Source organism: Curtobacterium sp. 314Chir4.1 (assembly GCF_900215175.1).
Taxonomy (GTDB): domain Bacteria; phylum Actinomycetota; class Actinomycetes; order Actinomycetales; family Microbacteriaceae; genus Curtobacterium; species Curtobacterium pusillum_A.
In genome coordinates this window covers 388,393-410,739 of record NZ_OCMI01000004.1, presented here as the reverse complement: position 1 = coordinate 410,739, position 22,347 = coordinate 388,393, and the positions used below count along the sequence as shown (strand labels likewise).

Here is a 22,347-nt window from a genome sequence, read left to right as displayed (position 1 = left end):
GGCCGTCCCGCGCGGTCAGCGCCGAGCGGGCTTCGCGGTGAGCGACACGACGAGCAGGGTGGCGAGCATCCCGAAGCCGGCGAGCTCGATGCCCAGGCCGGCGAGCTGCCAGTAGGCGCTGCCCACCACCTGCGGCTGTGTGATCGACTCCGGCCACCAGGGGTCGATGAGCGGGAACGACCCGGGGAACGGGTCGAGGCCGAACACCACGAGTCCACCGATCAGCAGCACGACCCCGAGTGCCGCCATCGCTCCGCGGGACCGCCCGAGCATGTGCACGACGAGGGCCGCAGCGATGCCGGCGAGCCCGACGACGGCGATCAGGAACGCCAGCACGACGATCGTCTGGGGGGCGAGCGCGACCCAGTCCAGCACGGCGATCGGCAGCAGCAGCCACCGTCCCGCCCGTGCCCACCGTGCCGGGCTCCGCCATCCGTCCATGCCCGGAACGGTACGACAGGCCGCGTGGGAGAACCCCGGTGATCAGCCGGGAGTCCCCCTCGGTACGATTGCAGGATCATGGCGCAGGACGGTCGCACCCGGCAGCAGCGGGCAGTCGCCACCCGGGCTGCGATCATCGACGCGGCAGCGGGCGAGTTCGACGAGCGCGGGTACGTCGGCGCCTCGATGGACGCCGTCGCCGAGCGTGCCGGCCTGACGAAGGGCGCGCTCTACTTCCACTTCACGTCGAAGGCCGACCTCGCCGGCGCGGTGATCGCCCGGCAGCACGAGGTCTCCCGTGCGTACGGCGAGGCCGCGGCCGCCCGTGGGACCACCCCGCTCGAGGTCCTGATGTGGATGTCGCAGGGGCTCGCCTCGCAGATGGTCCACGAGGTCGTGGTGAGCGCCGGCATCCGGCTCTCCACCGAGGCAGCGACGGCGGACGTGGCCCGCCAGGACCCGTACACCGACTGGATCGCCGTGGTCACCGACCTCGTGCGCCGGGGCGTCGACGCCGGCGAGGTCGATCCCGCCTGGGACCCGGAGCTCGTCGGCCGCGTGGTGATCCCCGCGTACACGGGCGTGCAGACCGTGTCGGACGTGCTGGCCGACCGGACCGACCTGTACGAGCGGCTCCGCGAACTCTGGACCGTCCTGCTCGCCGCGATCGTCACCGACCGGGTGCGCCCGGAGATCCCGCGGCTCGTCGCGCTGATCGCGCCGACCACCCCGGGGGACTGACCTCGTCCGAGCGACGCGGGTCCCCCCATGGACACCCACGTCACCACTCCCCCCGAGGGTACCCAGCGGTCGGTTTCCGCTCTCGCCCCCGTTCACGGGGCTGTGCGCACGGGGCTCTGCGCACGGGTCCGGGCGCGGTCGCGCTAGCCTGACCCGATGGCCACCCCCGCTGCCGAGGTCGACGTCGACGTCCCGCTCGTCCGGGCGCTGCTCCGCGACCAGCACCCCGACCTGGCGGACCTCCCGCTCGAGCTCGTCGCGAACGGCTGGGACAACGTCATCGTCCGGCTCGGTGACCTGCTCGCGGTCCGGCTCCCCCGCCGTGCGGCGGCCGCCGAGCTGATCGAGCACGAGCAGCGGTGGTTGCCGGCGATCGCGCACCGGGTGGCGGCCGTCGTGCCCGTCCCCGATCCGGTCCGCACCGGACGCCCGGCCCTCGGGTACCCGTGGTCCTGGAGCGTCGTCCGCTGGCTGCCCGGGACGCCGGTGGGCGAGCGTGCGGCCGGGGTGCACGTGGCCGAGGCGCTCGCCGCGTTCGTCGAGCTGCTGCACGTCCCCGCGCCGGCCGACGCCCCCGTGAACCCGGTCCGCGCCGTGCCGCTCGCGACGCGCAGCGACAGCGTCCTGACGCGACTCGCGACGAAGGACGTGCCCCGGGCCGGAGAGCTGGCGGCAGTCTGGCGGGCCGCGGCGGCGCTGCCCGCGTACGCCGGGCCTCCCGTCTGGGTGCACGGCGACCTGCACCCGTTCAACGTGCTGGTCGAGGAGACGCCCGACGGCGACGGCCGCCTGGCGGCCGTCGTCGACTTCGGCGACGTCACGGCCGGCGACCCGGCGGTCGACCTGGCCACCGCCTGGCTGGTGCTCGACCGGGAGGCGCGGCGCACCTTCCGCGCGCACGTCACCGCCGACGACGACACCTGGGAACGGGCGCGTGGTTGGGCCGTGTCCATCGCCTCGGCGCTGCACCTGTCCGACGACCGCACGTTCCGTGCCGTCGCACGCCGGACGATCGACGCAGTGCTGGACGGCTGACTCCGCCCGGGGCTATCGTGACCGCACCAATCCGTGCACGTGAAGATCGGAGGGGCCGTCATGACCCTCGAGTTCCGCGTCCAGCACGACGTCGCCACCGACGCCTCTCCCGTCCCGTCCGCCCCCACCCGCACCGGTCTCCGCGGGCTCCTCGACCGGTACGCCGCGCGCCGGGCCGCATCCCGTGTGCGCCGCGCCGAGGTCCGGTTGCAGGAGCTCGGCGACCTCGAGCGGCTGCTGTCCGTCGCCCGCGGCGTCATCGAACGGGGGTGGATCCAGCACGCGTGGTTCGCCTACCTCGACGAACACGGGCGCATGCGCAAGGCATCGAGCGCCGCCGCGATGGACGTGCAGGGTCGCCCGCTCGTCGCCGCGTGCCTCGTCGGCTCGGTGGTCTCGGCCGCCGGGGGCCCGCACGCCGTGCACTCCCAGCAGGTCCAGCGTGCGCTCGACCTCGTCTGGCACGCCCTCGCCGTCGAGGAGGGGCAGCCGGTGCTCTGGTGCCCGGCCCCCGACGTCCGGATGGGACGGGTGCGCGACCTGACGAGCTGGAACGACGCGCCCTCCCGGAACTCGGGCGAGGTCGCCGGCCTCCTGCTCACCGCCGAACGCGTCGCCGTGCAGGAGTCGGAGCGCGTCCGACAGCGCGCGGTGGCACGATCGAGGGCATGAGCAGCGCCGACGCCGTCCCCGAGGTCCACCCCGCACCGGCGGGGCCGTCGCTGGCGTCCGGCGGCGGCTCGCTGTTGTCGGACGAGGGGTCGGCGCCGGTCCTCGACGCCGCCGTCCACAAGCGGACCCTCCACCGGTACCTGCAGAAGCACCGGGACGCGCTGCTCGCGAAGCTCGACGGCCTGGCCGAACGGCAGGCACGGTGGCCGGTGACGCCGACCGGGACGAACGTGCTCGGGCTGGTGAAGCACGTCGCCTCCGTGCAGGCCGGGTACTTCGGAGAGGTCTTCGGGCGCCCGCTGCCCGACCCGCCCGCCTGGCTCGAGTCGGAGGACGGCGACGACATGTACGCGACGCTCGACGAGACCCTGGACGACGTCGTCGCGTTCCACCACCGCAGCGCCGCGCACGCCGACGCCACCATCGAGGCGCTCGACCTCGACGCCCTCGGGGTCGTCCCCTGGTGGCCCGAGGACCGCCGCCAGGTGACGCTGCACCGGATCCTCGTGCACATGTCCTACGAGACGGCCCGGCACGCGGGACACGCGGACATCGTGCGCGAGATGCTCGACGGGCTGGCCGGCGACGGTGACGGCAACCTCGCCGAGAAGACCCCGGACGAGTGGGTCGAGTGGCGCGAGCAGCTCGTCGACATCGCCGAGCGGTCCGGCCTCCGAGGCATCGACGCATAGCCGACGACCGCTCGCGATCGTTACCGTTCTCCCAGACTGAGTCCCCCACACCCGGTTTGACCGGGTGTTTCCCACTGATCGGACGCTCAGGATCAGCCGGACCCGAAGATTTGCAGTTGTACAACCACCGGCAGCGCTGCGTAGGTTCGAACCCACTTGTGCCCCGACCCGTGGGCAGTTCGGCCGACCGGAGAGGAGCGCTTCCGCGTGTTCCAGTACATCGGGGAGCGGTGGGACCAGATCTGGTTCGCGTCGTGGCAGCACTTCTCACTGGTGGTCCAGTGCACGGTGCTCGCGACGCTCATCGCCGTGGTGCTCGCCACACTCGTCTACCGCAGCCCACGGCTCACGTCCGTCGCGAACGGGGTGTCGGCGATCGGCCTGACGCTGCCGTCCTTCGCCGTGATCGGTCTGCTCATCGTCCCGCTCGGGTTCGGCGTCGTGCCCTCGGTCGTGACGGTGGTGTTCTTCGCCACCCTGCCGATCCTCCGCAACGCGGTCGTCGGCCTCGCCGAGATCCCGCCGACGGTCGTCGAGTCCGCCCGGGGCATCGGCATGAGCCGCTTCCGGACCCTCGTCCAGGTCGAACTGCCGATGGCGTGGCCGATCATCCTCAGCGGCGTGCGGGTGTCGGCGCAGATGGTGATGGGCATCGCCGCGATCGCCGCGTACGCGCTCGGCCCCGGTCTCGGCGGCTTCATCTTCTCCGGGCTGTCCCGCCTCGGCGGCGCCAACGCCCTGTTCTCCGTGACGGTCGGGGTGGTGGGGGTCGTCCTGCTCGCCCTCGTCCTCGACCTGCTCCTCCTCGGCCTCGGCCGTCTGACCATCTCGAGAGGTATCCGTGTCCAGCACTGACTCCGCCACCACCACCGCCCCCGACGGGGACGTCACCGGCCGCAGCATCCTGCTCGACGAGGTCACCAAGCGGTACCCGGGCCAGACGAAGCCCGCGGTCGACGGCATCACGCTCGAGATCCCGGCGGGCAAGATCGTCATGCTCGTCGGCCCGTCCGGCTGCGGCAAGACGACCACGCTGAAGATGATCAACCGCCTCATCGAACCGACCGAGGGCCGCATCGTGGTCGGCGACGACGACGTCACGGGCATCGACGCCGACGAACTGCGTCGGCGCATGGGGTACGTGATCCAGGCCGGTGGGCTCTTCCCGCACATGACCGTCGCGGCGAACATCGCGATCGTCCCGAAGATGCTCGGCTGGTCGAAGGAGAAGATCGCGGCGCGCGTCGACGAGCTCCTCGACCTCGTCTCGCTCGACCCGGAGACCTACCGCGACCGCTTCCCCCGTGAGCTCTCCGGCGGCCAGCAGCAGCGCGTCGGCGTGGCCAGGGCCCTCGCCGCGGACCCGCCCGTCCTGCTCATGGACGAGCCGTTCGGTGCCGTCGACCCGATCACCCGGCAGCGCCTGCAGGACGAGCTCCTCCGCATCCAAGAGGAGCTGCACAAGACGATCGTCATCGTCAGCCACGACTTCGACGAGGCCGTGAAGCTCGGCGACTGGATCGTGATCTTCACCGAGGGCGCCCACATCGTGCAGTACGACACCCCGGAACGGATCCTCGCCGAGCCCGCGAACGAGTTCGTGGAGAACTTCATCGGGTCCGGCGCCGGCCTGAAGCAGCTCACGCTGAACCGGGTCCGCGACGTCGAGGTCGAGTCCGCGGTGACCTGCTCGGTGGGCGAGGAGACGAAGGCCGTCCTGCAACGCATGAACGAGGCCGGCGGCCACCAGCACGCCGTGGTCGTGGACCAGCGCCAGCGCCCGATCGGATGGCCGAGCAAGCGCCAGCTCGAGCGACTCACCCGCATTCCCGACGGCGTCGAACCGGACCTGCCCGTCGTGGGCGAGGCCGCGACCCTCAACGACGCGCTCGACACCATGCTCGTCTCCAGCGCCGGCGCTGCGCTCGTCACCGGACGTCGTGACGCGTTCCGCGGTGTCATCACCGTCGAGACCGTGATGGAGGCGATCACCCGGTCGCGTGCCGCCGCAGCCTCGGGCCAGGAGTACGCCCCGGTCGGAACCAACACGAACCCGATCGAGACGATGCCGTCGGCACCGGTGGCACCCACGATCGCGTCCAGTGGGGAGGAACTGTGAGCGCGGTCGCAGCCGGGCCCGCGACAGGCGCGCGCACGTCGTGGAAGGGTCTGCTCGTCCAGCCGGTCGCGATCCTGGTCGTGTTGGCGGCCTTCGCGGTCTGGCTCGCCACCGCGGAGCTGACCCCGACCGAGCGCACCACCCTCAACCCGGCCGACATCCTCGCGCTGACCGGCCAGCACCTCGTGTTGACCCTCGAGTCGACCGTCCTGGTGCTCGTCATCGGCATCCCGCTCGGCGTCCTGCTCACCCGCGGTCCGCTCCGGCGGGCGAGCGTGTACGTCCTCGCCGTCGCGAACTTCGGGCAGGCGGCACCCGCGGTCGGCCTCATCGTGCTGCTCGCGGCGTGGCTCGGCCTGAACTCGTGGTCGGCCGTCGTCGCCCTCGTGCTCTACGCCATCCTGCCGGTGCTCCGGAACACCATGATCGGCATCCAGAGCGTCGACTCCCGTCTGGTCGAGGCCGGTCGGGGCATGGGCATGACCGCGTTCAGCGTCCTGATGAAGGTCGAGCTGCCGCTGGCCGTCCCCGTGATGCTCTCCGGCATCCGGACGGCCCTCGTGCTGCTCGTCGGCACCGCCAGCCTCGCGACATTCGTCGGGGCCGGCGGCCTCGGACTGCTCATCACGACGGGCGTGAACCTGTTCCTGCCGAAGGTCCTCGTCTCCGGGGCGCTCCTCGTGGCACTCCTCGCCCTGTCCATCGACTGGCTCGGCCGCGTGGTCGAGACCGTCGCACGACCGAAGGGACTCCGATGACCCGCCGACTCCGCCGGACGGCCGCCGTCGTGGTGGCCGGTGCCACCGCCCTCGTCCTGGCGGGCTGCGGTCTGCAGCCCGCGACATCGTTCGTCCCCGCGGCGGACCCCGGTTCCATCAAGCGCATCGACGACCTGCCGGACGGCGCACACATCACGGTGACCTCGAAGAACTTCACCGAGCAGCTCGTGCTCGGGAAGATCGCCGTCCTCGCCGCGAAGGCCGCCGGGTTCGACGTCACCGACGAGACGAACGTGCCGGGCAGCGTCGCCGTCCGCGAGCTCATGACCTCGCACGGTGCGGACTTCACCTACGAGTACACGGGGACCGCCTGGCTGACCTTCATGGGGCACGCCGAGGGGATCCCGGACAAGACCGAGCAGTGGGAGGCGGTCAAGAAGGAGGACGCCGGCAACGGGCTCACCTGGCTGCAGCCCGCGCCGATGAACAACACCTACGCCTTCGCCGTCCGCGACGAGGCCGTGTCGGAGCTCGGGAACATCACGACCCTCTCCGACATCACGAAGCTCCCCATCGACCAGCGGACCTTCTGCGTCGAGTCGGAGTTCAACTCCCGTGCCGACGGCTTCAAGCCGATGCTCGAGAAGTACGGGCTCGAACTCGGTGGCTCCGGGGACAACGGCATCCCGACGAAGAACGTCAGCATCCTCGACACCGGCACCGTGTACACGGCGACCGACCGGGGCAAGTGCAACTTCGGCGAGGTCTTCACCACCGACGGCCGCATCAAGTCGCTGGGGCTCACCGTGCTCGAGGACGACAAGGGGTTCTTCCCGGCCTACAACGTCGCGCCGGTGCTCGACACGGCGACGCTGAAGGAGTACCCGCAGCTCGAGGACGTCTACGACCAGATCTCGCCGAAGCTGACCGACTCCGTCCTGCAGGAGCTGAACCGGCAGGTGGACGTCGAGGGCCGGGAACCGGCCGACGTCGCCTTCGACTGGATGGTCAAGGAGGGCTTCATCACGAAGCCGTGACGGCTCTCGACGTGGGGACACGACGGACTGGAGGCGCGGAGCCAGCTGGCACCGCGCCTCCAGTCCGTCCGTCCGCTACTGGGCCGTGATGCGGGCCGCGGTGTCGCGGATGGTCGCGACCACCTGCTCGCGGACCTCCTCGGGCTCCGACCCCTCGTGGCGTGCCGAACTGCGCAGCCCGGTCATGCACATGCCGAGCAGCATCTCGGCCGCCTGTGGGGTCGCCGCGTCGGGACCCCACGCCGGATCGCGTTCGAGGATCGTCCGCACCGCCCCGGTCATCGCCTCGGCCACCGTGGTCATCCGGGAGACCTGCCGGCGCATGAGCTGCGGGAAGCGCACGATGACCTCCTTCCGGGCGAGCCGCTCGTGCTCGTCGCCGAACGAGGAACCGAAGACCAGGAACGCCAGGTCGACCACGGCCCGCGCTGCCGGCTCCCCCGCGACCGTGGCCAGGTGCGCGTCGAGCGTCTCCGGCGTGAGGTCGAGTTCGGTGTGCCCGAGGACCGCGTCCTCCTTGCTCTCGAAGTAGTTGAAGAACGTCCGCGGTGAGACCTCGGCCCGCGCGGCGATCTGCTCGATCGTGGTGTGGTCGATGTCCTGTTCGAGCGCGAGGGAACGGGCCGCCTCGGCGATGCGGTGCCGGGTCTCGAGGCGTTTGCGGTCGCGGAGGCCCATCTCGGCGGCGGGCGCGGTGTCGGGCATGGCCCGACTGTAACCGGAACGTCACATCGTCTACAGCAAACGCAAACTTGCAGTCGTGCAGCGGACAGTACGGTTGGCGCATGACCACTCCCGTGCTCGAGGCGCGTGACCTCGCCAGGACCTACGGCCGCGGCGCGACGCGGTTCGATGCGCTCAAGGGGGTGTCCCTGCAGGTGAACCAGGGCGAGAGCCTCGCCATCGTCGGCAAGTCCGGCTCGGGCAAGTCGACCCTGATGCACCTGCTCGCCCTGCTCGACAAGCCGTCGGCCGGGCAGATCCTGCTCGACGGCACCGACGCCGCGACGCTGAGCGCCCGGCAGGTGAACCGCACGCGGAACAGCACGTTCGGGTTCGTCTTCCAGCAGTTCTTCCTCACGCCGAAGACCTCCGTGCTCGACAACGTCGTGCTGCCGTTGAAGATCGCCGGCGTCACCGGTGCCGAGCGGAAGCGCCGCGGCATGGCGGCGCTCGACGCCCTCGGCCTGGCCGACAAGGCGAAGAACGACGCGAACGACCTGTCCGGTGGGCAGAAGCAGCGGGTGGTCATCGCGCGTGCGCTCGTCGGCGAGCCGAGCGTGATCTTCGCGGACGAGCCGACCGGCAACCTCGACACGAACACCGGCCAGGTCGTCGAGGACATGCTCTTCGGGCTGCAGCGCGACCGCGGCATCACCCTCGTGGTCGTCACCCACGACGAGGAGCTCGCCGAACGCTGCGACCGGCGCGTCAACGTGCGCGACGGGCTCATCGTGGGCGGACCCGACGGCACACCCACCGCCGGCGCCGCCGTCGACCAGCAGGCCACGCACGGAAGGCACTCCGCATGAACTTCCTCGACCTGCTCCGCACCGCGGTCTCGAACACGTTCCGGTCGAAGCTGCGCACCACCCTCACCGTGATCGCGATCTTCATCGGTGCCTTCACCATCACGCTGACCTCGGCGATCGGCACCGGCGTCAGCAACTACATCGACACCCAGGTCGCCTCCATCGGTGACACCGGGTCCCTGACGATCACGAAGACCGTCGAGTCCAGCACCGACAGCGGTCCGGCGAAGTACGACCCGGACGAGTCGAGCCAGAGCGTCAACCGCGGCCCCGCGTCGTTCGCGTACCTGTCCCAGTCGGACGTCGACACGATCGAGGGCGTCTCCGGGATCCGGACCGTCCGCCCGGCGGTCGCGCTGAGCACGAAGTGGGTCGAGTACGACGGGAAGGGCAAGTACGTCGTCGACGTCGCGGCCAACGCCGGCGAGCTCGACGCCGACCTCGCCGCCGGCAAGCAGCTGGACGACGCGTCCTCCGCCGGCAACCAGGTGCTCCTGCCGACGAACTACCTGAAGAACCTCGGACTCGGCAGCGCGAAGGCGGCCGTGGGCAAGCAGCTCACCATCGCCGTCGACGACTACCAGGGCACGGAGCACACCCTGACCGCCACGGTCGTCGGCGTGCAGAACGAGTCGCTGTTCGGCGGTGGGGCCGGCGCCAACGCCACCCTGACCGACGCGATGCAGGCCGCCCAGGAGACCGGGAAGCCGTCCTCCATCGCCACGTCGTACGCCAGCGCGACGGCGACCCTCGAGTCCGGCGCGTCCGCGAGCACCGTGAAGAACGCCCTGTCGAAGGACGGCTACGCGGGCCAGACGATCCAGGACCAGCTCGGCCAGTTCCAGACCGTGATCAGCGGCATCGTCGGCGTCCTGAACGCCTTCGCCGTGATCGCGCTGGTCGCCGCCGGGTTCGGCATCATCAACACGCTGCTCATGAGCGTCCAGGAGCGCACCCGCGAGATCGGCCTGATGAAGGCCATGGGCATGGGCGGCGGCAAGGTCTACACGCTGTTCTCGCTCGAGGCCGTGTTCATCGGGTTCCTCGGCAGCGCGATCGGCGCAGGCGTGGCGATCCTGCTCGGCACCGGGATCTCGAACCTGCTCGCCGGCACCGTCCTGAAGGACCTGCCGGGCCTGCAGATCATGCAGTTCGCACCGTCGTCGGTGATCACGATCATCCTGGTCGTGATGTTCATCGCCTTCCTCGCCGGCACCCTGCCCGCCCGTCGGGCCGCCCGCCAGAACCCGATCGAGGCGCTCCGGTACGAGTAGGCGCTCGTGTGCCTAGTCTCTGAGGAGTGGCGGCGTTCGGACGGGACCTCGGGGACGGGTACACGCTCACCCTGCGCGACCTGACGACCGTCCGGCCGCTGCACGAACTGGTGGTGGCCAACGCCGAACGCCTGCGGGCGGCCGAACCGTGGGCGTGGCAGGAGCAGACCGTCGAGACGATCGGGCTGCACACCGAGCACCTGCTCGGCCAGTACGCGATGGACCGTGCGCTCCCCTGCGTCATCCGGCAGGACGACCGCATCGTCGGAGCCGCCTCGCTGGCCTTCGACCCGTACCTCGGGCAGGCGTCGCTCGGCTACTGGGTGGACGCCGGCCTGGAGGGACGGGGAGTCGTCCGCCGCGCCGCCACCGTCCTCGTCGGGGTGGCCCGGGCGCGGGGCGCCGCACGTGCCGAGATCCGGACGGCGGTCGACAACGTGCGCAGTCGGGGCCTCGCCGAGCGGCTCGGCTTCACGCACGAGGGCACCCTGCGGAGCGCGATGCCCCTCGGGCCGGTGCGGGTGGACGTCGCCGTGTACGGCCTGGTGCTCTGACGCGGTCGCGGTCGCGGGTCAGGAGCCCTGCGTCGCGCCCTGCCACACCGCGAACACGCCGCCGACGACGAGCAGTGCGAGCACGAGGATCCACACCGCCAGCGCGACGAGGTTGAGGAAGATCCCCCAGCCGGCACGCCCGCGTGCGAGCGGCTCGCGGCTGCGCGACGCGACGCCGAGGCAGAGCCCGACGATCGGCGCGACGAACGTCCATCCGGCGAGCAGGGAGCAGATGCCGAGGACGAGACTCGCCGTGCCCAGTCCGGTGCGGGGGGATTCCGAGTACGTGACCATGCACCCGACGCTACGGGCCCGTGGAAGGCGAGTCGTCCCTCCAGGGCGTGATCCGGGTCCACCTGCGGACGGATGGTCACCGGACGCCGGTATCGTCGACTGCATGGCCTTGTTCGGACGACGCAGCAAGCACGACGTGCGCGACCGACCCGTCAGCCAGGTCGAACTGAAGCGCGCCGTCGACGAGGGGTTCCTCATCGCGAAGGCCGCGGTCACCATCGCCGTCGGCAACCGGATCATCACGAACGCCCTCCGCGACGAGGGGTACTTCGACCACGCCCTGATCGCCGAGGTCGCGCGCGAGGAACTCCACCGCATGGCCGAGGAACAGCGCGGCGACGCTGCCCGGATGCGGGACATCCGGTCGAGGTCGAGCAAGCAGAAGGGTCGCTCCCGCCACCAGCACGACTACCGACGCGGCGACGACCTCAAGCTCCGCACGCGAGAGGCAACGTACGAGCAACTCGCCGAGATGCTCGACCGGCGTCGGGAGGACCAGGGCTTCGTGGACGGCATCGTCCTCGCGGCCCGGGCCCGCGCCTGGGACGACATCGGCACCACCGTCGTCGGGCGGCTCGGGTGGGCGCAGCGCCCCGCGGACGACTACGAGATCGGCCGGGACGACCGCCTGCAGCAGATGCTCGACGAGGACTTCGCGGCACTGCTCGCGGAGCACCCGGTCGGTGCGGGCACCCCGTCGGCCACCCCGGCGGACGCCGACGAGCCCGATGCTGCCGACGCCGGCGACGACGGGACGGACCCAGCGGACCCGGACGCGGCGCGCGCCTGACCCGGTCGCTCAGGGCCTGCCGCGAGACGCCGGCCCGGCCGCGAGACGCCGGCCCTGCCGCGAGACACCGCCGGAACCGGCGGTGTCTCGGCGCGGGCGCGGAGTCTCGGACGCGAGGCGGTGCCGGGCGTGACCGGGACGCCGTGCAGCCGGGGATCCCTAGGCTCGGGGACATGGTGGATGCGGTGGTCGTCGGGGCCGGACCGAACGGACTCGCGGCAGCGGTGACGCTCGCGCGTGCCGGGCTCAGCGTCGAGGTCGTCGAACGGAACGACACGATCGGCGGCGGTGCCCGGACGTCGGAGCTCACGCTGCCGGGGTTCCTGCACGACGTCTGCTCCGCGGTGCACCCGATGGCGCTGCAGTCCGAGTTCTTCCGACGCTTCCGGCTCGAGGACCGCATCGACCTCCGCCTGCCCGAGGTGCAGTACGGCCACCCGCTCGACGGGGGCCGTGCCGGGATCGCGTACCGGGACCTCGCGCGGACCGTCGACGAGCTCGGAGCCGACGGGCCGGCGTTCCACCAGCTCATGGCACCGCTCGCGAGGAACGCCGACGACGTCGCGGACTTCGCCACGGATGCCCTGCTGAACGTCCCTCGCCACCCCGTGAACGTCCTGCGCTTCGGCCTCCGCGCACTCGAGCAGGGGTCGCGCGCCTGGAACCTGCGCTTCCGCGAGGACGTGGCTCCCGCGATGGTCTCCGGCGTCGCTGCGCACTCCATCCAGCACATGCCGTCGCTCGCCACCGCGGCCGCAGCCCTCTCGCTCGGCGCGTACGCCCACGGGCGGGGGTGGCCGGTGCCGATCGGCGGGAGCCAGGCGATCGTCGACGCGCTCGCCGCGGACCTGGTCGCGCACGGCGGGCGGATCGAGACCGGCCGCGAGGTCCGATCCCTCGGCGACCTCACCCCGGCGAAGGCGGTGCTGTTCGACACGAGCGTGCCGGGCATGCTCCGGATCGCCGGGAAGCAGATCCCGAACCCGCGACGCGGTGCCCTCCGACGGTTCCGGTTCGGCAACGCGGCGGCCAAGGTCGACTTCGCCCTGTCGGACCCGGTGCCGTGGGCGAACGAGTCGCTCCGGAAGGCGGGAACCGTGCACATCGGCGGGACGCGTGCCGAGATCGCGGCTGCCGAGGGCGCCGTCGCGAACGGTCAGCACGCGGACCGGCCGTACGTCCTCGGTTCGGAGCCGACGGTCGTCGACCCGAGCCGGGCGCCGGAGGGCAAGCACGTGTTCTGGGCGTACGCGCACGTCCCCTCGGGTTCCGACGTGGACCAGACCGAGACCGTCACCCGACAGATCGAGCGGTTCGCACCGGGGTTCCGCGACACGGTCCTGCGGTCGAGCAGTCGCACGGCCCTGGACATGGCGGCGTACAACCCGAACTACGTCGGCGGCGACATCGCTGCCGGGGCCGCCAGCTTCTGGCAGCTCGTCAAGCGGCCGCTGCTGTCGTCCGATCCGTGGCGGATGGGCGGCGGCATGTACCTCTGCTCGGAAGCCTCCGCACCCGGTCCGGGCGTGCACGGCATGGCCGGCTGGCACGCGGCCAGGAGCGCGCTCCGCCACACGTTCGGGCTGCCCGAGCACGTCGATCTCGCACCGGAGGACTGACCAATGTCGAAGAACGTCCGCATCCTGCACTGCCGCCCGGAGGACGTCTTCGACGTGCTCGCCGATGGCTGGCTCTTCACGACCTGGGTGGTCGGGGCCTCGCGCATGCGTGGGCAGGACGCCGGCTGGCCCGCCGTCGGCACCCGCCTGCACCACTCGTTCGGCTCGTGGCCCGTCGTGATCGACGACGTCACGACGGTGCACGAGTGGGATCCGCCGCACCGGATGGTGATCCAGCCGCAGGGCTGGCCGCTCGGCGAGGCTCGCGTCGAGCTGACGGTCGAGGAGCACCGCCGCGGCTGCAAGGTCACCATCGTCGAGAACCCGATCGCCGGGCCGGGGTCGTGGGTACCGGGATTCCTGTTGCAACCGGTGCTCTGGGTACGGAACCGCGAGACGTTGCGACGGCTCGGGTGGGTCGCTGCGGGTCGCGCCGCGACCGACTGACGCCCCTGGCGGACTGGAGGCGCGGGGCGGGCCCGCACCGTGCCTCCAGTCCGACACCTGCCCGGTCCGTCGGCGGCTTCCGCCGCTAGTCAGCGCGGCTGAACTCGCTCGCCCGGCGGACCTGGTCATCCGTCAGGGCGACGCCCGTGTACCGCTCGAACTGGCGCGCTGCCTGCAGCGCGATCACCTCGGCACCGGTGATGACCTGCTTGCCCGCCGTGCGTCCGGCGAGGACGAGCGGGGTCTCCGACGGGAAGGCGACGACGTCGAACACCGTGTGCGCGGCCTCGATCCGGTCCTGTTCGAAGGCGAGTGCATCCTGTTGGTCGCCCCGCATGCCGAGCGGCGTGACGTTGACGACGACGTCGGCCGGCGATGCCTCGCGCTCGTCCGCCACCCAGTCGTAGCCGTACTGCGACGCGAGTGCCGGGCCGGTCTGCTCGTTGCGGGCGACGACCGTCAGCCGTTCGAAGCCCGCGCCCCGGAACGCCGCCGTGACCGCCTTCGCCATGCCACCGGAGCCGCGGAGCAGGACGCTCGACGTCGGGTCGACCGCGTGCGACGCGAGGAGCGACGCCACCGCTTCGTAGTCGGTGTTCGACGCCGTCAGCACGCCGTCGTCGTTCACCACCGTGTTGATCGACTCGATGGCCGCCGCGGACTCCTCGACGACGTCGACGAGCGGGATGATCGCCTCCTTGAAGGGCATCGAGACCGAGCACCCGCGGATGCCGAGCGCACGGATGCCGGTCACCGCGCCCGCGAGGTCGGTCGTCGTGAAGGCCTTGTAGGCGAAGTTCAGGCCGAGTTCGTCGTACAGGTAGTTGTGGAACCGGGTGCCGATGTTGCTCGGCCGGGCGGCGAGTGAGATGCAGACCTGCATGTCCTTGTTGAGGATGGGCATGGCCCCAGTCTCCCATCTCCGTGCCGATGGAGCGGTCCACCGTACGAGTTGTGGAAAGGGGTGGGGTTGTCCCCACCCCCGATACGGGAGTCCCCCGGATTCGATCCGGAACGCCGTGTCCGTACCGTCGACGTCATGAACACACTCATCCGCCCCCGCACCGGCCGCCTCCTCGCCGGAGTCTGCGCCGGCATCGCCGACCGCTTCGGCTGGTCCCGCACCTTCGTCCGCATCGCCTGGGTCATCCTGAGCTTCTTCCCCGGCCCGCTCTGGATCGCCTACGTCGTGCTCTGGATCCTCATGCCGAACCAGGGTTCGCGTCGCTGATCCCCCACCCGTCCGGACGGGTTAGTGTGGCGGGGTGCCGGTCTCCGTCTTCGATCTGTTCAGCATCGGGATCGGTCCGTCGAGTTCCCACACCGTCGGACCGATGCGCGCGGGCGCGGCCTTCGTGGCCCGTGCGACGCACGCCGCACGGACGGCCGGGACGCCGATCGCCACCGTCCGTGTCGACCTCTACGGGTCCCTGGCCTCCACCGGGCAGGGCCACGGGACGCTCGGCGCCGTCGTCGCGGGGCTGATGGGCTCCGACCCGGAGACGGTGGACCCCGATGCGATGGCTCGCGACCTCGCCGAGGTCGACGACACCGGGTCGCTCCGGCTCGCGGACGGGACCGCGGTCCCGTTCCGGCTCGCCGACATCGTGCTGCACCCCCTGACGATGCTCCCCCGCCACCCCAACGCCATGCGGCTCCGAGCAGCGGACGCGTCCGACGGGACGATCGCCGAGGAGACGTACTACTCGATCGGCGGCGGGTTCATCACGAGTGACACCGGCGGCGAGGTCGCCGAGGCCGCGATCCCCGTCGACGACGCCGTTCCGCACCCGTTCTCGAGCGGCGCCGAGCTCCTCGCCGCCTGCGCCGCCACCGGACTGCCGGTCAGCGGCGTCGCCCTCGCGAACGAGACCGCGACACGGGCACTCGAGGACGTCCGGGCCGGGCTCCTGCGCATCCACGACGTCATGGAGTCCTGCGTCGACCGGAGCGTCGAGCGTTCCGGCACGCTGCCCGGCGGACTCACCGTCCGGCGGCGTGCCGCGAACTGGTACGAGCAGCTCACCCGCGACGACCCCGAGCACGACCCGCTCTTCGCGATGGAGTGGGTGAACCTCATCGCGATGGCCGTCAACGAGGAGAACGCCACCGGTGGTCGCGTCGTCACCGCCCCCACGAACGGCGCCGCCGGCATCATCCCCGCGGTGCTGTACTACGCGCTCACGTACGTGCCGACCGTGACGCCCGACACCCGTGACGACGCCGTGGTCCGGTTCCTCCTGACCGCAGGCGCCGTCGGGTCGATCTACAAGGAGCGCGCATCGATCTCCGGCGCCGAGGTCGGGTGCCAGGGCGAGGTCGGATCAGCCGCGTCCATGGCAGCGGCCGGGCTCGCAGAAGTCCTCGGCGGGACCCCCGAGCAGGTCGAGAACGCGGCGGAGATCGCGATGGAGCACAACCTCGGGCTGACCTGCGACCCGATCGGTGGCCTGGTGCAGATCCCGTGCATCGAGCGGAACGCGATCGCGGCGAACAAGGCCATCAACGCCGCCCGGATGGCACTCCGCGGCGACGGGGTGCACCACGTGTCGCTCGACCAGGTCGTCGAGACGATGCGGCAGACGGGCGCCGACATGTCAACGAAGTACAAGGAGACCGCGATGGGCGGCCTCGCGGTGAACGTCCCGCTCTGCTGACCGCTTCGTCCCGGTCAGCCGTGCAGCAGCGTCAGGAGCCGTGCGGTCTCCGCGGCGATGGCGTCCCGGCCCGCGGACACGTACTTGCGGGGGTCGACGACGTCCGGGCGCTCGTCGAGCACCTCGCGCAGCGCCCGTGTGAACAGCCCGTTCAGGTGCGTGGAGATGTTGATCTTCGTCATCCCCGACTGCACGGCACCGCGGAGCTCGTCGTCCGACAGACCCGACGAGCCGTGCAGCACGAGCGGTACCGGAACGGTCGCGCGCAGCCGTCCGACGAGGTCCCGGTCCACCGATGCCTCCCGCGTCTGCATCGCGTGCGAGGTCCCCACCGCCACGGCGAGGGCATCGACCCCGGTGTCGGCGACGAACGCGGCCGCATCGTCCGGATCGGTCCGCACCCCGGGAGCGTGGACGCCGTCCTTCCCGCCGACCTCGCCGAGTTCGGCCTCGATCGCGACCCCGGCGTCGTGACAACGCCGCGCCAGCGCACGGGTCGCCTCGACGTTCGCGGCGAAGTCGAGGTGGGAGCCGTCGTACATGATCGAGTCCACGCCGAGCCCGACCCCGGCGAGCACCAGCTCGGGATCCTCGATGTGGTCCAGGTGCACGAGCACCTCGACGTCCGCGGCTCGGGCGATCGCCTGCGTCGCGGTCGTGATCGGAGCGAGGCCGCCGTGGTACCGGACGCAGTTCTCGCTGATCTGCAGGATGACCGGGAGCCCGGCGAGCTCGGCACCGGCGACGATCGCCTCGGCGTGCTCGAGGAGGACGACGTTGAAGGCCCCGACGCCGCGGTGGGCGGTGCGGGCGGTGTCCAGCAGGCCGGTGAGGGCGAGGTCGGTGATCATGCGGGGCTCCCGGTTCGGTCGTCGGACGGTGCTGGGTCGGTGTCTGTGTCGGTGCTCGTGAGGAACCGGCGGACGTCGTCGGGGTCGACCTCGCCGGCGACCGGACGGAGGACCGCCGCGGCTCCGAACGCGGCGGCGGTGCGGAGCGCGGACTCGTCGACGACGGGGCCGCTCGCATCGGTCGGCCGGGCTGCCAGTGCCGTGATGAGTCCGGCGGTCGCGGCGTCGCCGGCGCCCGTCGGGTTCCCGGTCACCCCCGCCACTGCCGGGACCTCGACGATGCTGTCGACCGTGTGCGCGGCGATCCCGTCCGCCCCGCGGGACACCACGACGACGGCGGCGCCCCGGCCGAGCAGCAGGAGCGCTCCGGTCCGTTCGTCCGTCGCGCCGGTGGCCTCGAGCAGTTCGCCGCGGTTCGGCTTGCAGACGGTCGCGCCCGCGGAGGCCGCGGCGAGGAGCGCGTCGCCCGAGCAGTCGACCAGGCTCAGGACGCCGCGGGCACGCGCGGCGGCGACCCAGGTGGCCACGACCGCCGGATCGGCGCCGCTCGGCAGCGATCCGGACACGACCAGCGCCGTGGGGCCGGCGGTGTCGAGCAACCACTCGACGGAGGCGGTCACGGCGTCCCACTCCGCTGCGGTCACGTGGGGCCCCGGTTCGCCGAACATCGTCGGGTGCTCGTGGTCGTCGACGACGGTCACGGTCGTGCGGGTCTCCCCCGTCACCGCGACGTCGGTGTGCGCGAGCCGGAGCTCGTCGAGGGCATCGGCCACCCATCGTCCGGCCGGACCGCCGAGTGGCAGGACGGCGTGGGTCTCGGTGCCCCCTGCGTCGAGGACCCGACCGACGTTGAGTCCCTTCCCGCCGGGGCGTCGCGCCACGTCGAGGACGCGTTGCGTCTCGCCGATCCGCTGTTCGGCGACGCGGTAGGTCACGTCCACCGCGGGGTTCGGGGTCACCACGACGATCACGGGACCACCACCGGCGTCGAGACGGCGTGGGTGTCATCGAGGACGACCAGGTCGGCCGGGGCGCCGACGGTGAGCGGGGCCGGCCGGCCGAGGAGCCGTGCGGGCCGGGTCGACGCCGCGGCGACGACCTCGGTCAGCGGCGTCCCGGAGTCGAGCAGGCGGCGGACGGCGTCGGCGACCGTGATGGTGCTCCCCGCGAGGGACGAGCCGTCGCGCAGCATCGCCACGCCGCCCCGCACCGACACGGCCGAGCCAGCGATCGTGTGGTCGCCGTCCGGGCAGCCCGTCGCGGACATGGCGTCGGACACCAGGACCATCCGGCCGGGCGCCGCGCGTCGGACGAGGTCCACGGCGACGGGATCGAGGTGGTGGCCGTCGACGATGCACTCGACGACGAGCCGGTCGTCCGTCAGCGCGACACCGACGGGGCCGGGTTCCCGGTGGTGCAGCGGTGGCATCCCGTTGAACAGGTGCGTGACCAGGGTCGCGCCGGCGTCGACCGCCCGGCGGGCCTGGTCGGCGGTGGCGTCGGTGTGCCCGATCGCGACGACGATGCCCTCGGTCACGAGCCGCTGGACGGTGTCGGGCGCTCCCGGGAGTTCCGGCGCGAGGGTGACGATCGCGAGCGCCCCGTCCGCCGCGTCGAGGTACCGGTCGACCTCGGTCGGCGTCGGCGGGTGCAGCAGGTCCGCCCGGTGCGCTCCTCGACGGGCGGGGCTGAGCCACGGCCCCTCGAGGTGCAGTCCGCCGATCGTGCCGTCGGCGACGAGCGGACGCAGTCGTCGGAGGGCGGCCACGGTGTCGTCGGGCGTGCCCGTCGCGATCGAGGCGACGAGCGTCGTCGTCCCGTGGGCGCGGTGGTGCGCGGCCGCGGCGGCGGCGTCGTCGGCGGTGCAGGCGGCGAAGTCGTGTCCGAGGGCGCCGTGCGCGTGCAGGTCCGCCATCCCCGGGACGATCGTGCCCGCCACGGTCGTCGCGGAGTCCGTGGTCGGCGGCGTCCCCGTCCCGACCGCGACCACGACACCGGACCGGGCGGCGGTCACGACACCGGACCGGTCGGCGGCGGCACCGGCGTCGTCCACGACCATCCAGGCGTCGCGGAGGTCGTCCGTCGCGGTCACGATGCGGTCGGCCCGGAGCAGGGTGGTCATGCGGCGACCCCGGTCCGCGCGACGCGATGTGCGAGCAGCCCGGCACCGATGGCGCCGGCCGCGTCGCCGTGGCGTGCGGGGACGAGCGTCGGGACGCGCAGCCCCGTGAGGCGTTCGGAGACGGCGGTGCGCAGCGGCTCGAACAGCAGTGCTCCGGACTCCGCCAGTCCCCCGCCGACGATGATCGTGTGGCAACCCGACACCACGGTGGTCCAGACCAGGGCGTCCGCGAGCACGTCGACGCACTCGTCCCACACGCTCGTGGCGACGGGGTCGCCGGCGCGGACGCGGAGCATCGCCTCGTGTGCCGAGGCCGATCCGGAGCGGCGGGCGACTCCCCCGGCCGAGGCGATCTCCTCGACCCGGTGTCCGGCGTGCGGACCGGCCGGGATCCGGACCTGACCGATCTCCCCGGCCCAGCCGCCACCCGAGACGACGGCGCCGTCGACCACCAGGGCACTCGCGAGTCCGGTGCCGACGGGGACGAACGCCACCGAACCGCGGGTCAGCGCGGTGTCGGCAGTCGTCGTCTCGGCCAGGGCGCCGGCGCGGACGTCGTGCCCGAACGCGAGCGGGACGTCGATGCCGCGACGGGCGAGTTCGGTCCGGACGCGGTCGCGCACCGGCAGGTCGCGCCAGCCGAGGTTCACGGAGAGCACGACCGTCCCGGCCCCGTCGTCCACGACACCGGGGGTGACGAGCCCGATCGCGTCGAGCGGACCCCGGTCGAGCGCGCGCGTCGCGAGGTCGGCCACCAGGTCCGCGAGCCGTGCGGCACCGGGGTCGTCCCGTGGCGTCGGCACCCGGGTCTCGTCGAGGACGAGTCCATCGGCACCGGTCAGCCGGGCCTTGGTGCCCGTGCCGCCGACGTCGACCCCGAGCACCGCGCCTGCGCCGGGCATCAGGTGAGGATGACCGAACGGGTGAGCGAGCGGGGGTTGTCAGGGTCGAGCCCACGGCCCTCGGCGAGGGCGACCGCGAAGCGGTGGACGACGACGAGCCCGGCGATAGGGTCGAGGTCGTGCGCGACGAACCGGGCGCCGGTGGCCTCGACCTCGGCGGCGAGCCCCTCCGGTGCGGCGCCGAGCGACCAGACGAGCCGTCCGGGCTGCGCGATCGCGATCGGCCCGTGCCGGTAGTCCATCGCCGGGTACGACTCTGCCCAGAACTGCGCGGCCTCACGCGTCTTGAGTGCGGCCTCGAAGGTCAGGCCGACGGCAGGTCCGCGCCCGACGAAGCTGACCTGCTCGGCGTCGAGGAGATCGTCGATCGGCAGTGCGAGTGCGATCTCGGCCTGCGCGGCGAGTGCGTCCACGTCGTCGCCGATCGACGCGCGCAGGAGCGCCAGGGTCGTCGTGGCGAACCGCGTCTGCACGACCGAGCGCTCGTCGGCGAACGGGAGTGCGACGACGTCGTCGGCCACCGCGGCGGCCGGGCTGTCCGGGACGGCGGTGATGAGCACGGTCCGCTGACCGGGCAGCGCCTGCAGGAGGTCGACGATCTCGGTGGTCGTGCCGGAACGGCTGATCGTGAGCACGCGGTCGTACTCGCGGCCGGTCGGGTACTCGGAGCCGGCGAAGGCGTCCGTGACCCCGAGCCCGGCCTGTTCACGGGCCACGGCGTAGCTCATGGCGATGAACCAGCTCGTGCCGCACCCGACGACCGCGACGCGCTCGCCGGGCTGGGGGAGCGCGTCGGCGAACGACGGCAGGAGCGCTGCGGCAGCACGCCAGGTCTCCGGTTGGGACGCCAGCTCTGCGCTCACGAAGGTGTCGGTCATGGGTGCCTTCCGGTCCGGTTCGATCCGGGTGATCGATGATCTGGAAGCGTAGCGAGCGATCGTGCGCGAGGGAAGCCCAAACCGTCATTTTCGCTCAACTCGACGGTGAGTGGTGCCCGTAGGATGGCCGTCATGACTCCGCAACAGCGGCTCAACGCCCTGCTCGAACTCGTGAGCGAACGCGGCAACGTGTCGATCGCCGAGATCGGGGAGATGCTCGGGATCTCGCCGGCGACCGCCCGCCGCGACCTCACGACCCTCGCGGACCAACGACTCGTCACCCGGACGCACGGCGGAGCGGCCGCGCTCGGGGCTGGCTACGAACTCCCCCTGCAGTACAAGATCGCCCGGCAGGCCGAGGCGAAGACCGCGATCGCCCGTGCGGCCACGCGACTCATCCAGCCAGGGGACACGGTCGGGCTCAACGGCGGGACCACCACGACCGAGGTCGCTCGTGAGCTCGGCAAGAGCGAACGCTTCACCCGGGCCGACGGTGAGTACGGCGTCACCATCGTCACGAACGCCCTGAACATCGGCTACGAGCTGTCCGTCCGCGCCAACGTGAAGATCGTGGTCACCGGTGGGGTCGCGCGGCGGCAGTCGTACGAGCTCGTCGGCCCGCTGGTCCGGGACACGCTCGACGAGTTCGCCCTGGACGTCGTCGTGCTCGGCGTCGACGGCCTCAGCGGCCAGTACGGCGCGACGACCATGCACGAGGGCGAGGCCGAGGTGAGCCGGCACTTCGCGTCCGTCGGGCGCCGGGTCATCGTGGTCGCGGACTCGACCAAGATCGAGCGTGCGACCTTCGCGCGCATCTGCCCGCTGGACCGCATCGACGTCCTGGTGACGGACCAGCCGGTCCCGTCGGCCTTCGCCGCGGACCTGGCCAGCGCCGGTGTGGAGCTCGTCGTCGCCGACTGAGCGCCCGCTGCACCAGGGGACTCGTCCTCTGTTCCCGGTGGACGACGTTT

26 protein-coding genes are annotated in these 22,347 nt (G+C 72.0%); 17 read left to right on the top strand and 9 right to left on the bottom strand.

From position 1 onward, the window contains the following. Nucleotides 1-15: 15 nt before the first annotated feature. Nucleotides 16-441, bottom strand: a complete 426-nt coding sequence (locus CRP27_RS14740; protein WP_097181364.1) for a hypothetical protein — start codon at nt 439-441, stop codon at nt 16-18. A 78-nt stretch (nt 442-519) separates the two neighbouring features. Between CRP27_RS14740 and CRP27_RS14735 the strand changes: the two genes are divergently transcribed. The 8 genes from CRP27_RS14735 (at nt 520) to CRP27_RS14700 (ending at nt 7,456) form a co-directional block, all read left to right on the top strand. Further along, entirely contained in the window at nt 520-1,182 is a 663-nt protein-coding gene (locus CRP27_RS14735) for a ScbR family autoregulator-binding transcription factor (RefSeq protein WP_097181363.1), read from the top strand. A 156-nt stretch (nt 1,183-1,338) separates the two neighbouring features. Then, nucleotides 1,339-2,217 (top strand): aminoglycoside phosphotransferase family protein, encoded by an 879-nt coding sequence (locus CRP27_RS14730; RefSeq protein WP_097181362.1) that lies wholly within the window; start codon nt 1,339-1,341, stop codon nt 2,215-2,217. A gap of 60 nt (nt 2,218-2,277) precedes the next feature. Beyond that, nucleotides 2,278-2,889 carry a hypothetical protein gene (locus tag CRP27_RS14725; RefSeq protein ID WP_141399781.1) on the top strand — a complete coding sequence of 204 codons (612 nt, stop codon included), beginning with the start codon at nt 2,278-2,280 and terminating at the stop codon, nt 2,887-2,889. Next, entirely contained in the window at nt 2,886-3,581 is a 696-nt protein-coding gene (locus tag CRP27_RS14720) for a DinB family protein (RefSeq protein WP_097181360.1), read from the top strand. Before CRP27_RS14725 ends, CRP27_RS14720 begins: the two co-directional genes overlap by 4 nt. 207 nt (nt 3,582-3,788) lie before the next feature. Further along, nucleotides 3,789-4,436 carry an ABC transporter permease gene (locus CRP27_RS14715; RefSeq protein WP_097181359.1) on the top strand — a complete coding sequence of 216 codons (648 nt, stop codon included), beginning with the start codon at nt 3,789-3,791 and terminating at the stop codon, nt 4,434-4,436. Further along, the gene (locus CRP27_RS14710) at nt 4,423-5,700 is read left to right on the top strand and encodes an ABC transporter ATP-binding protein (protein ID WP_097181358.1); all 1,278 of its coding nucleotides are present in this window, start codon (nt 4,423-4,425) and stop codon (nt 5,698-5,700) included. The genes CRP27_RS14715 and CRP27_RS14710 overlap by 14 nt, the downstream gene beginning before the upstream one ends. Continuing rightward, entirely contained in the window at nt 5,697-6,458 is a 762-nt protein-coding gene (locus CRP27_RS14705) for an ABC transporter permease (RefSeq protein ID WP_097181357.1), read from the top strand. Before CRP27_RS14710 ends, CRP27_RS14705 begins: the two co-directional genes overlap by 4 nt. Continuing rightward, the gene (locus CRP27_RS14700; RefSeq protein WP_097181356.1) at nt 6,455-7,456 is read left to right on the top strand and encodes a glycine betaine ABC transporter substrate-binding protein; all 1,002 of its coding nucleotides are present in this window, start codon (nt 6,455-6,457) and stop codon (nt 7,454-7,456) included. The genes CRP27_RS14705 and CRP27_RS14700 overlap by 4 nt, the downstream gene beginning before the upstream one ends. Before the next feature lie 75 nt (nt 7,457-7,531). Here CRP27_RS14700 and CRP27_RS14695 read toward each other — a convergent pair whose 3' ends face one another. Further along, nucleotides 7,532-8,161: a TetR/AcrR family transcriptional regulator gene (locus CRP27_RS14695; protein WP_097181355.1), complete on the bottom strand. Its 630-nt coding sequence runs from the start codon at nt 8,159-8,161 to the stop codon at nt 7,532-7,534. A gap of 80 nt (nt 8,162-8,241) precedes the next feature. Between CRP27_RS14695 and CRP27_RS14690 the strand changes: the two genes are divergently transcribed. From CRP27_RS14690 to CRP27_RS14680, 3 genes are read left to right on the top strand one after another with little or no spacing between them, the layout of a single operon-like run. After that, nucleotides 8,242-8,988 (top strand): ABC transporter ATP-binding protein, encoded by a 747-nt coding sequence (locus CRP27_RS14690; RefSeq protein ID WP_097181354.1) that lies wholly within the window; start codon nt 8,242-8,244, stop codon nt 8,986-8,988. Next, nucleotides 8,985-10,262: an ABC transporter permease gene (locus CRP27_RS14685; RefSeq protein ID WP_097181353.1), complete on the top strand. Its 1,278-nt coding sequence runs from the start codon at nt 8,985-8,987 to the stop codon at nt 10,260-10,262. Before CRP27_RS14690 ends, CRP27_RS14685 begins: the two co-directional genes overlap by 4 nt. Before the next feature lie 26 nt (nt 10,263-10,288). After that, nucleotides 10,289-10,816 carry a GNAT family N-acetyltransferase gene (locus CRP27_RS14680; protein WP_097181352.1) on the top strand — a complete coding sequence of 176 codons (528 nt, stop codon included), beginning with the start codon at nt 10,289-10,291 and terminating at the stop codon, nt 10,814-10,816. 18 nt (nt 10,817-10,834) lie between these two features. On the opposite strand, the gene CRP27_RS14675 is transcribed toward CRP27_RS14680, so the two are convergent. Beyond that, a complete protein-coding gene (locus tag CRP27_RS14675) occupies nt 10,835-11,110 on the bottom strand; it encodes a hypothetical protein (RefSeq protein ID WP_097181351.1) in 276 nt (91 codons plus the stop codon). Between the two features lie 103 nt (nt 11,111-11,213). On the opposite strand from CRP27_RS14675, the gene CRP27_RS14670 reads away from it, so the two are divergent. The 3 genes from CRP27_RS14670 to CRP27_RS14660 all read left to right on the top strand — a co-directional run bounded on the left by CRP27_RS14670 (nt 11,214) and on the right by CRP27_RS14660 (nt 13,966). Further along, entirely contained in the window at nt 11,214-11,900 is a 687-nt protein-coding gene (locus CRP27_RS14670; RefSeq protein ID WP_079237484.1) for a hypothetical protein, read from the top strand. 173 nt (nt 11,901-12,073) lie between these two features. Beyond that, nucleotides 12,074-13,519 (top strand): NAD(P)/FAD-dependent oxidoreductase, encoded by a 1,446-nt coding sequence (locus CRP27_RS14665; protein ID WP_097181350.1) that lies wholly within the window; start codon nt 12,074-12,076, stop codon nt 13,517-13,519. Nucleotides 13,520-13,522: 3 nt separating this feature from the next. Then, nucleotides 13,523-13,966, top strand: coding sequence for an SRPBCC domain-containing protein (locus CRP27_RS14660; protein WP_097181349.1), 444 nt, complete (start codon nt 13,523-13,525; stop codon nt 13,964-13,966). Between the two features lie 85 nt (nt 13,967-14,051). Here CRP27_RS14660 and CRP27_RS14655 read toward each other — a convergent pair whose 3' ends face one another. Then, nucleotides 14,052-14,870, bottom strand: a complete 819-nt coding sequence (locus CRP27_RS14655; protein WP_097181348.1) for a shikimate 5-dehydrogenase — start codon at nt 14,868-14,870, stop codon at nt 14,052-14,054. A 135-nt stretch (nt 14,871-15,005) separates the two neighbouring features. Here CRP27_RS14655 and CRP27_RS14650 point away from each other — a divergent pair, with 135 nt between their 5' ends. Both CRP27_RS14650 and CRP27_RS14645 read left to right on the top strand, forming a co-directional pair. Beyond that, a complete protein-coding gene (locus tag CRP27_RS14650) occupies nt 15,006-15,197 on the top strand; it encodes a PspC domain-containing protein (protein ID WP_097181347.1) in 192 nt (63 codons plus the stop codon). A 34-nt stretch (nt 15,198-15,231) separates the two neighbouring features. Next, nucleotides 15,232-16,623: an L-serine ammonia-lyase gene (locus CRP27_RS14645; protein WP_097181346.1), complete on the top strand. Its 1,392-nt coding sequence runs from the start codon at nt 15,232-15,234 to the stop codon at nt 16,621-16,623. Nucleotides 16,624-16,637: 14 nt separating this feature from the next. Here the strand turns inward: CRP27_RS14645 and CRP27_RS14640 are convergent, their stop codons facing one another. The 5 genes from CRP27_RS14640 to CRP27_RS14620 are packed head-to-tail and all read right to left on the bottom strand — an operon-like array spanning nt 16,638 to nt 21,376. Beyond that, nucleotides 16,638-17,474 carry a class II fructose-bisphosphate aldolase gene (locus CRP27_RS14640; RefSeq protein WP_176505622.1) on the bottom strand — a complete coding sequence of 279 codons (837 nt, stop codon included), beginning with the start codon at nt 17,472-17,474 and terminating at the stop codon, nt 16,638-16,640. Further along, nucleotides 17,471-18,436 (bottom strand): 1-phosphofructokinase family hexose kinase, encoded by a 966-nt coding sequence (locus tag CRP27_RS14635; protein ID WP_255257602.1) that lies wholly within the window; start codon nt 18,434-18,436, stop codon nt 17,471-17,473. Before CRP27_RS14635 ends, CRP27_RS14640 begins: the two co-directional genes overlap by 4 nt. Nucleotides 18,437-18,441: 5 nt before the next feature. Next, the gene (gene nagA, locus CRP27_RS14630; protein ID WP_097181344.1) at nt 18,442-19,596 is read right to left on the bottom strand and encodes an N-acetylglucosamine-6-phosphate deacetylase; all 1,155 of its coding nucleotides are present in this window, start codon (nt 19,594-19,596) and stop codon (nt 18,442-18,444) included. Continuing rightward, entirely contained in the window at nt 19,593-20,498 is a 906-nt protein-coding gene (locus CRP27_RS14625) for an ROK family protein (RefSeq protein WP_097181343.1), read from the bottom strand. Before CRP27_RS14625 ends, nagA begins: the two co-directional genes overlap by 4 nt. Further along, complete coding sequence (locus CRP27_RS14620; RefSeq protein ID WP_097181342.1) at nt 20,498-21,376, bottom strand: SIS domain-containing protein; 879 nt, start codon at nt 21,374-21,376, stop codon at nt 20,498-20,500. The genes CRP27_RS14625 and CRP27_RS14620 overlap by 1 nt, the downstream gene beginning before the upstream one ends. A gap of 132 nt (nt 21,377-21,508) precedes the next feature. Here CRP27_RS14620 and CRP27_RS14615 point away from each other — a divergent pair, with 132 nt between their 5' ends. After that, entirely contained in the window at nt 21,509-22,297 is a 789-nt protein-coding gene (locus CRP27_RS14615) for a DeoR/GlpR family DNA-binding transcription regulator (RefSeq protein WP_167590901.1), read from the top strand. Nucleotides 22,298-22,347 lie beyond the last annotated feature (50 nt).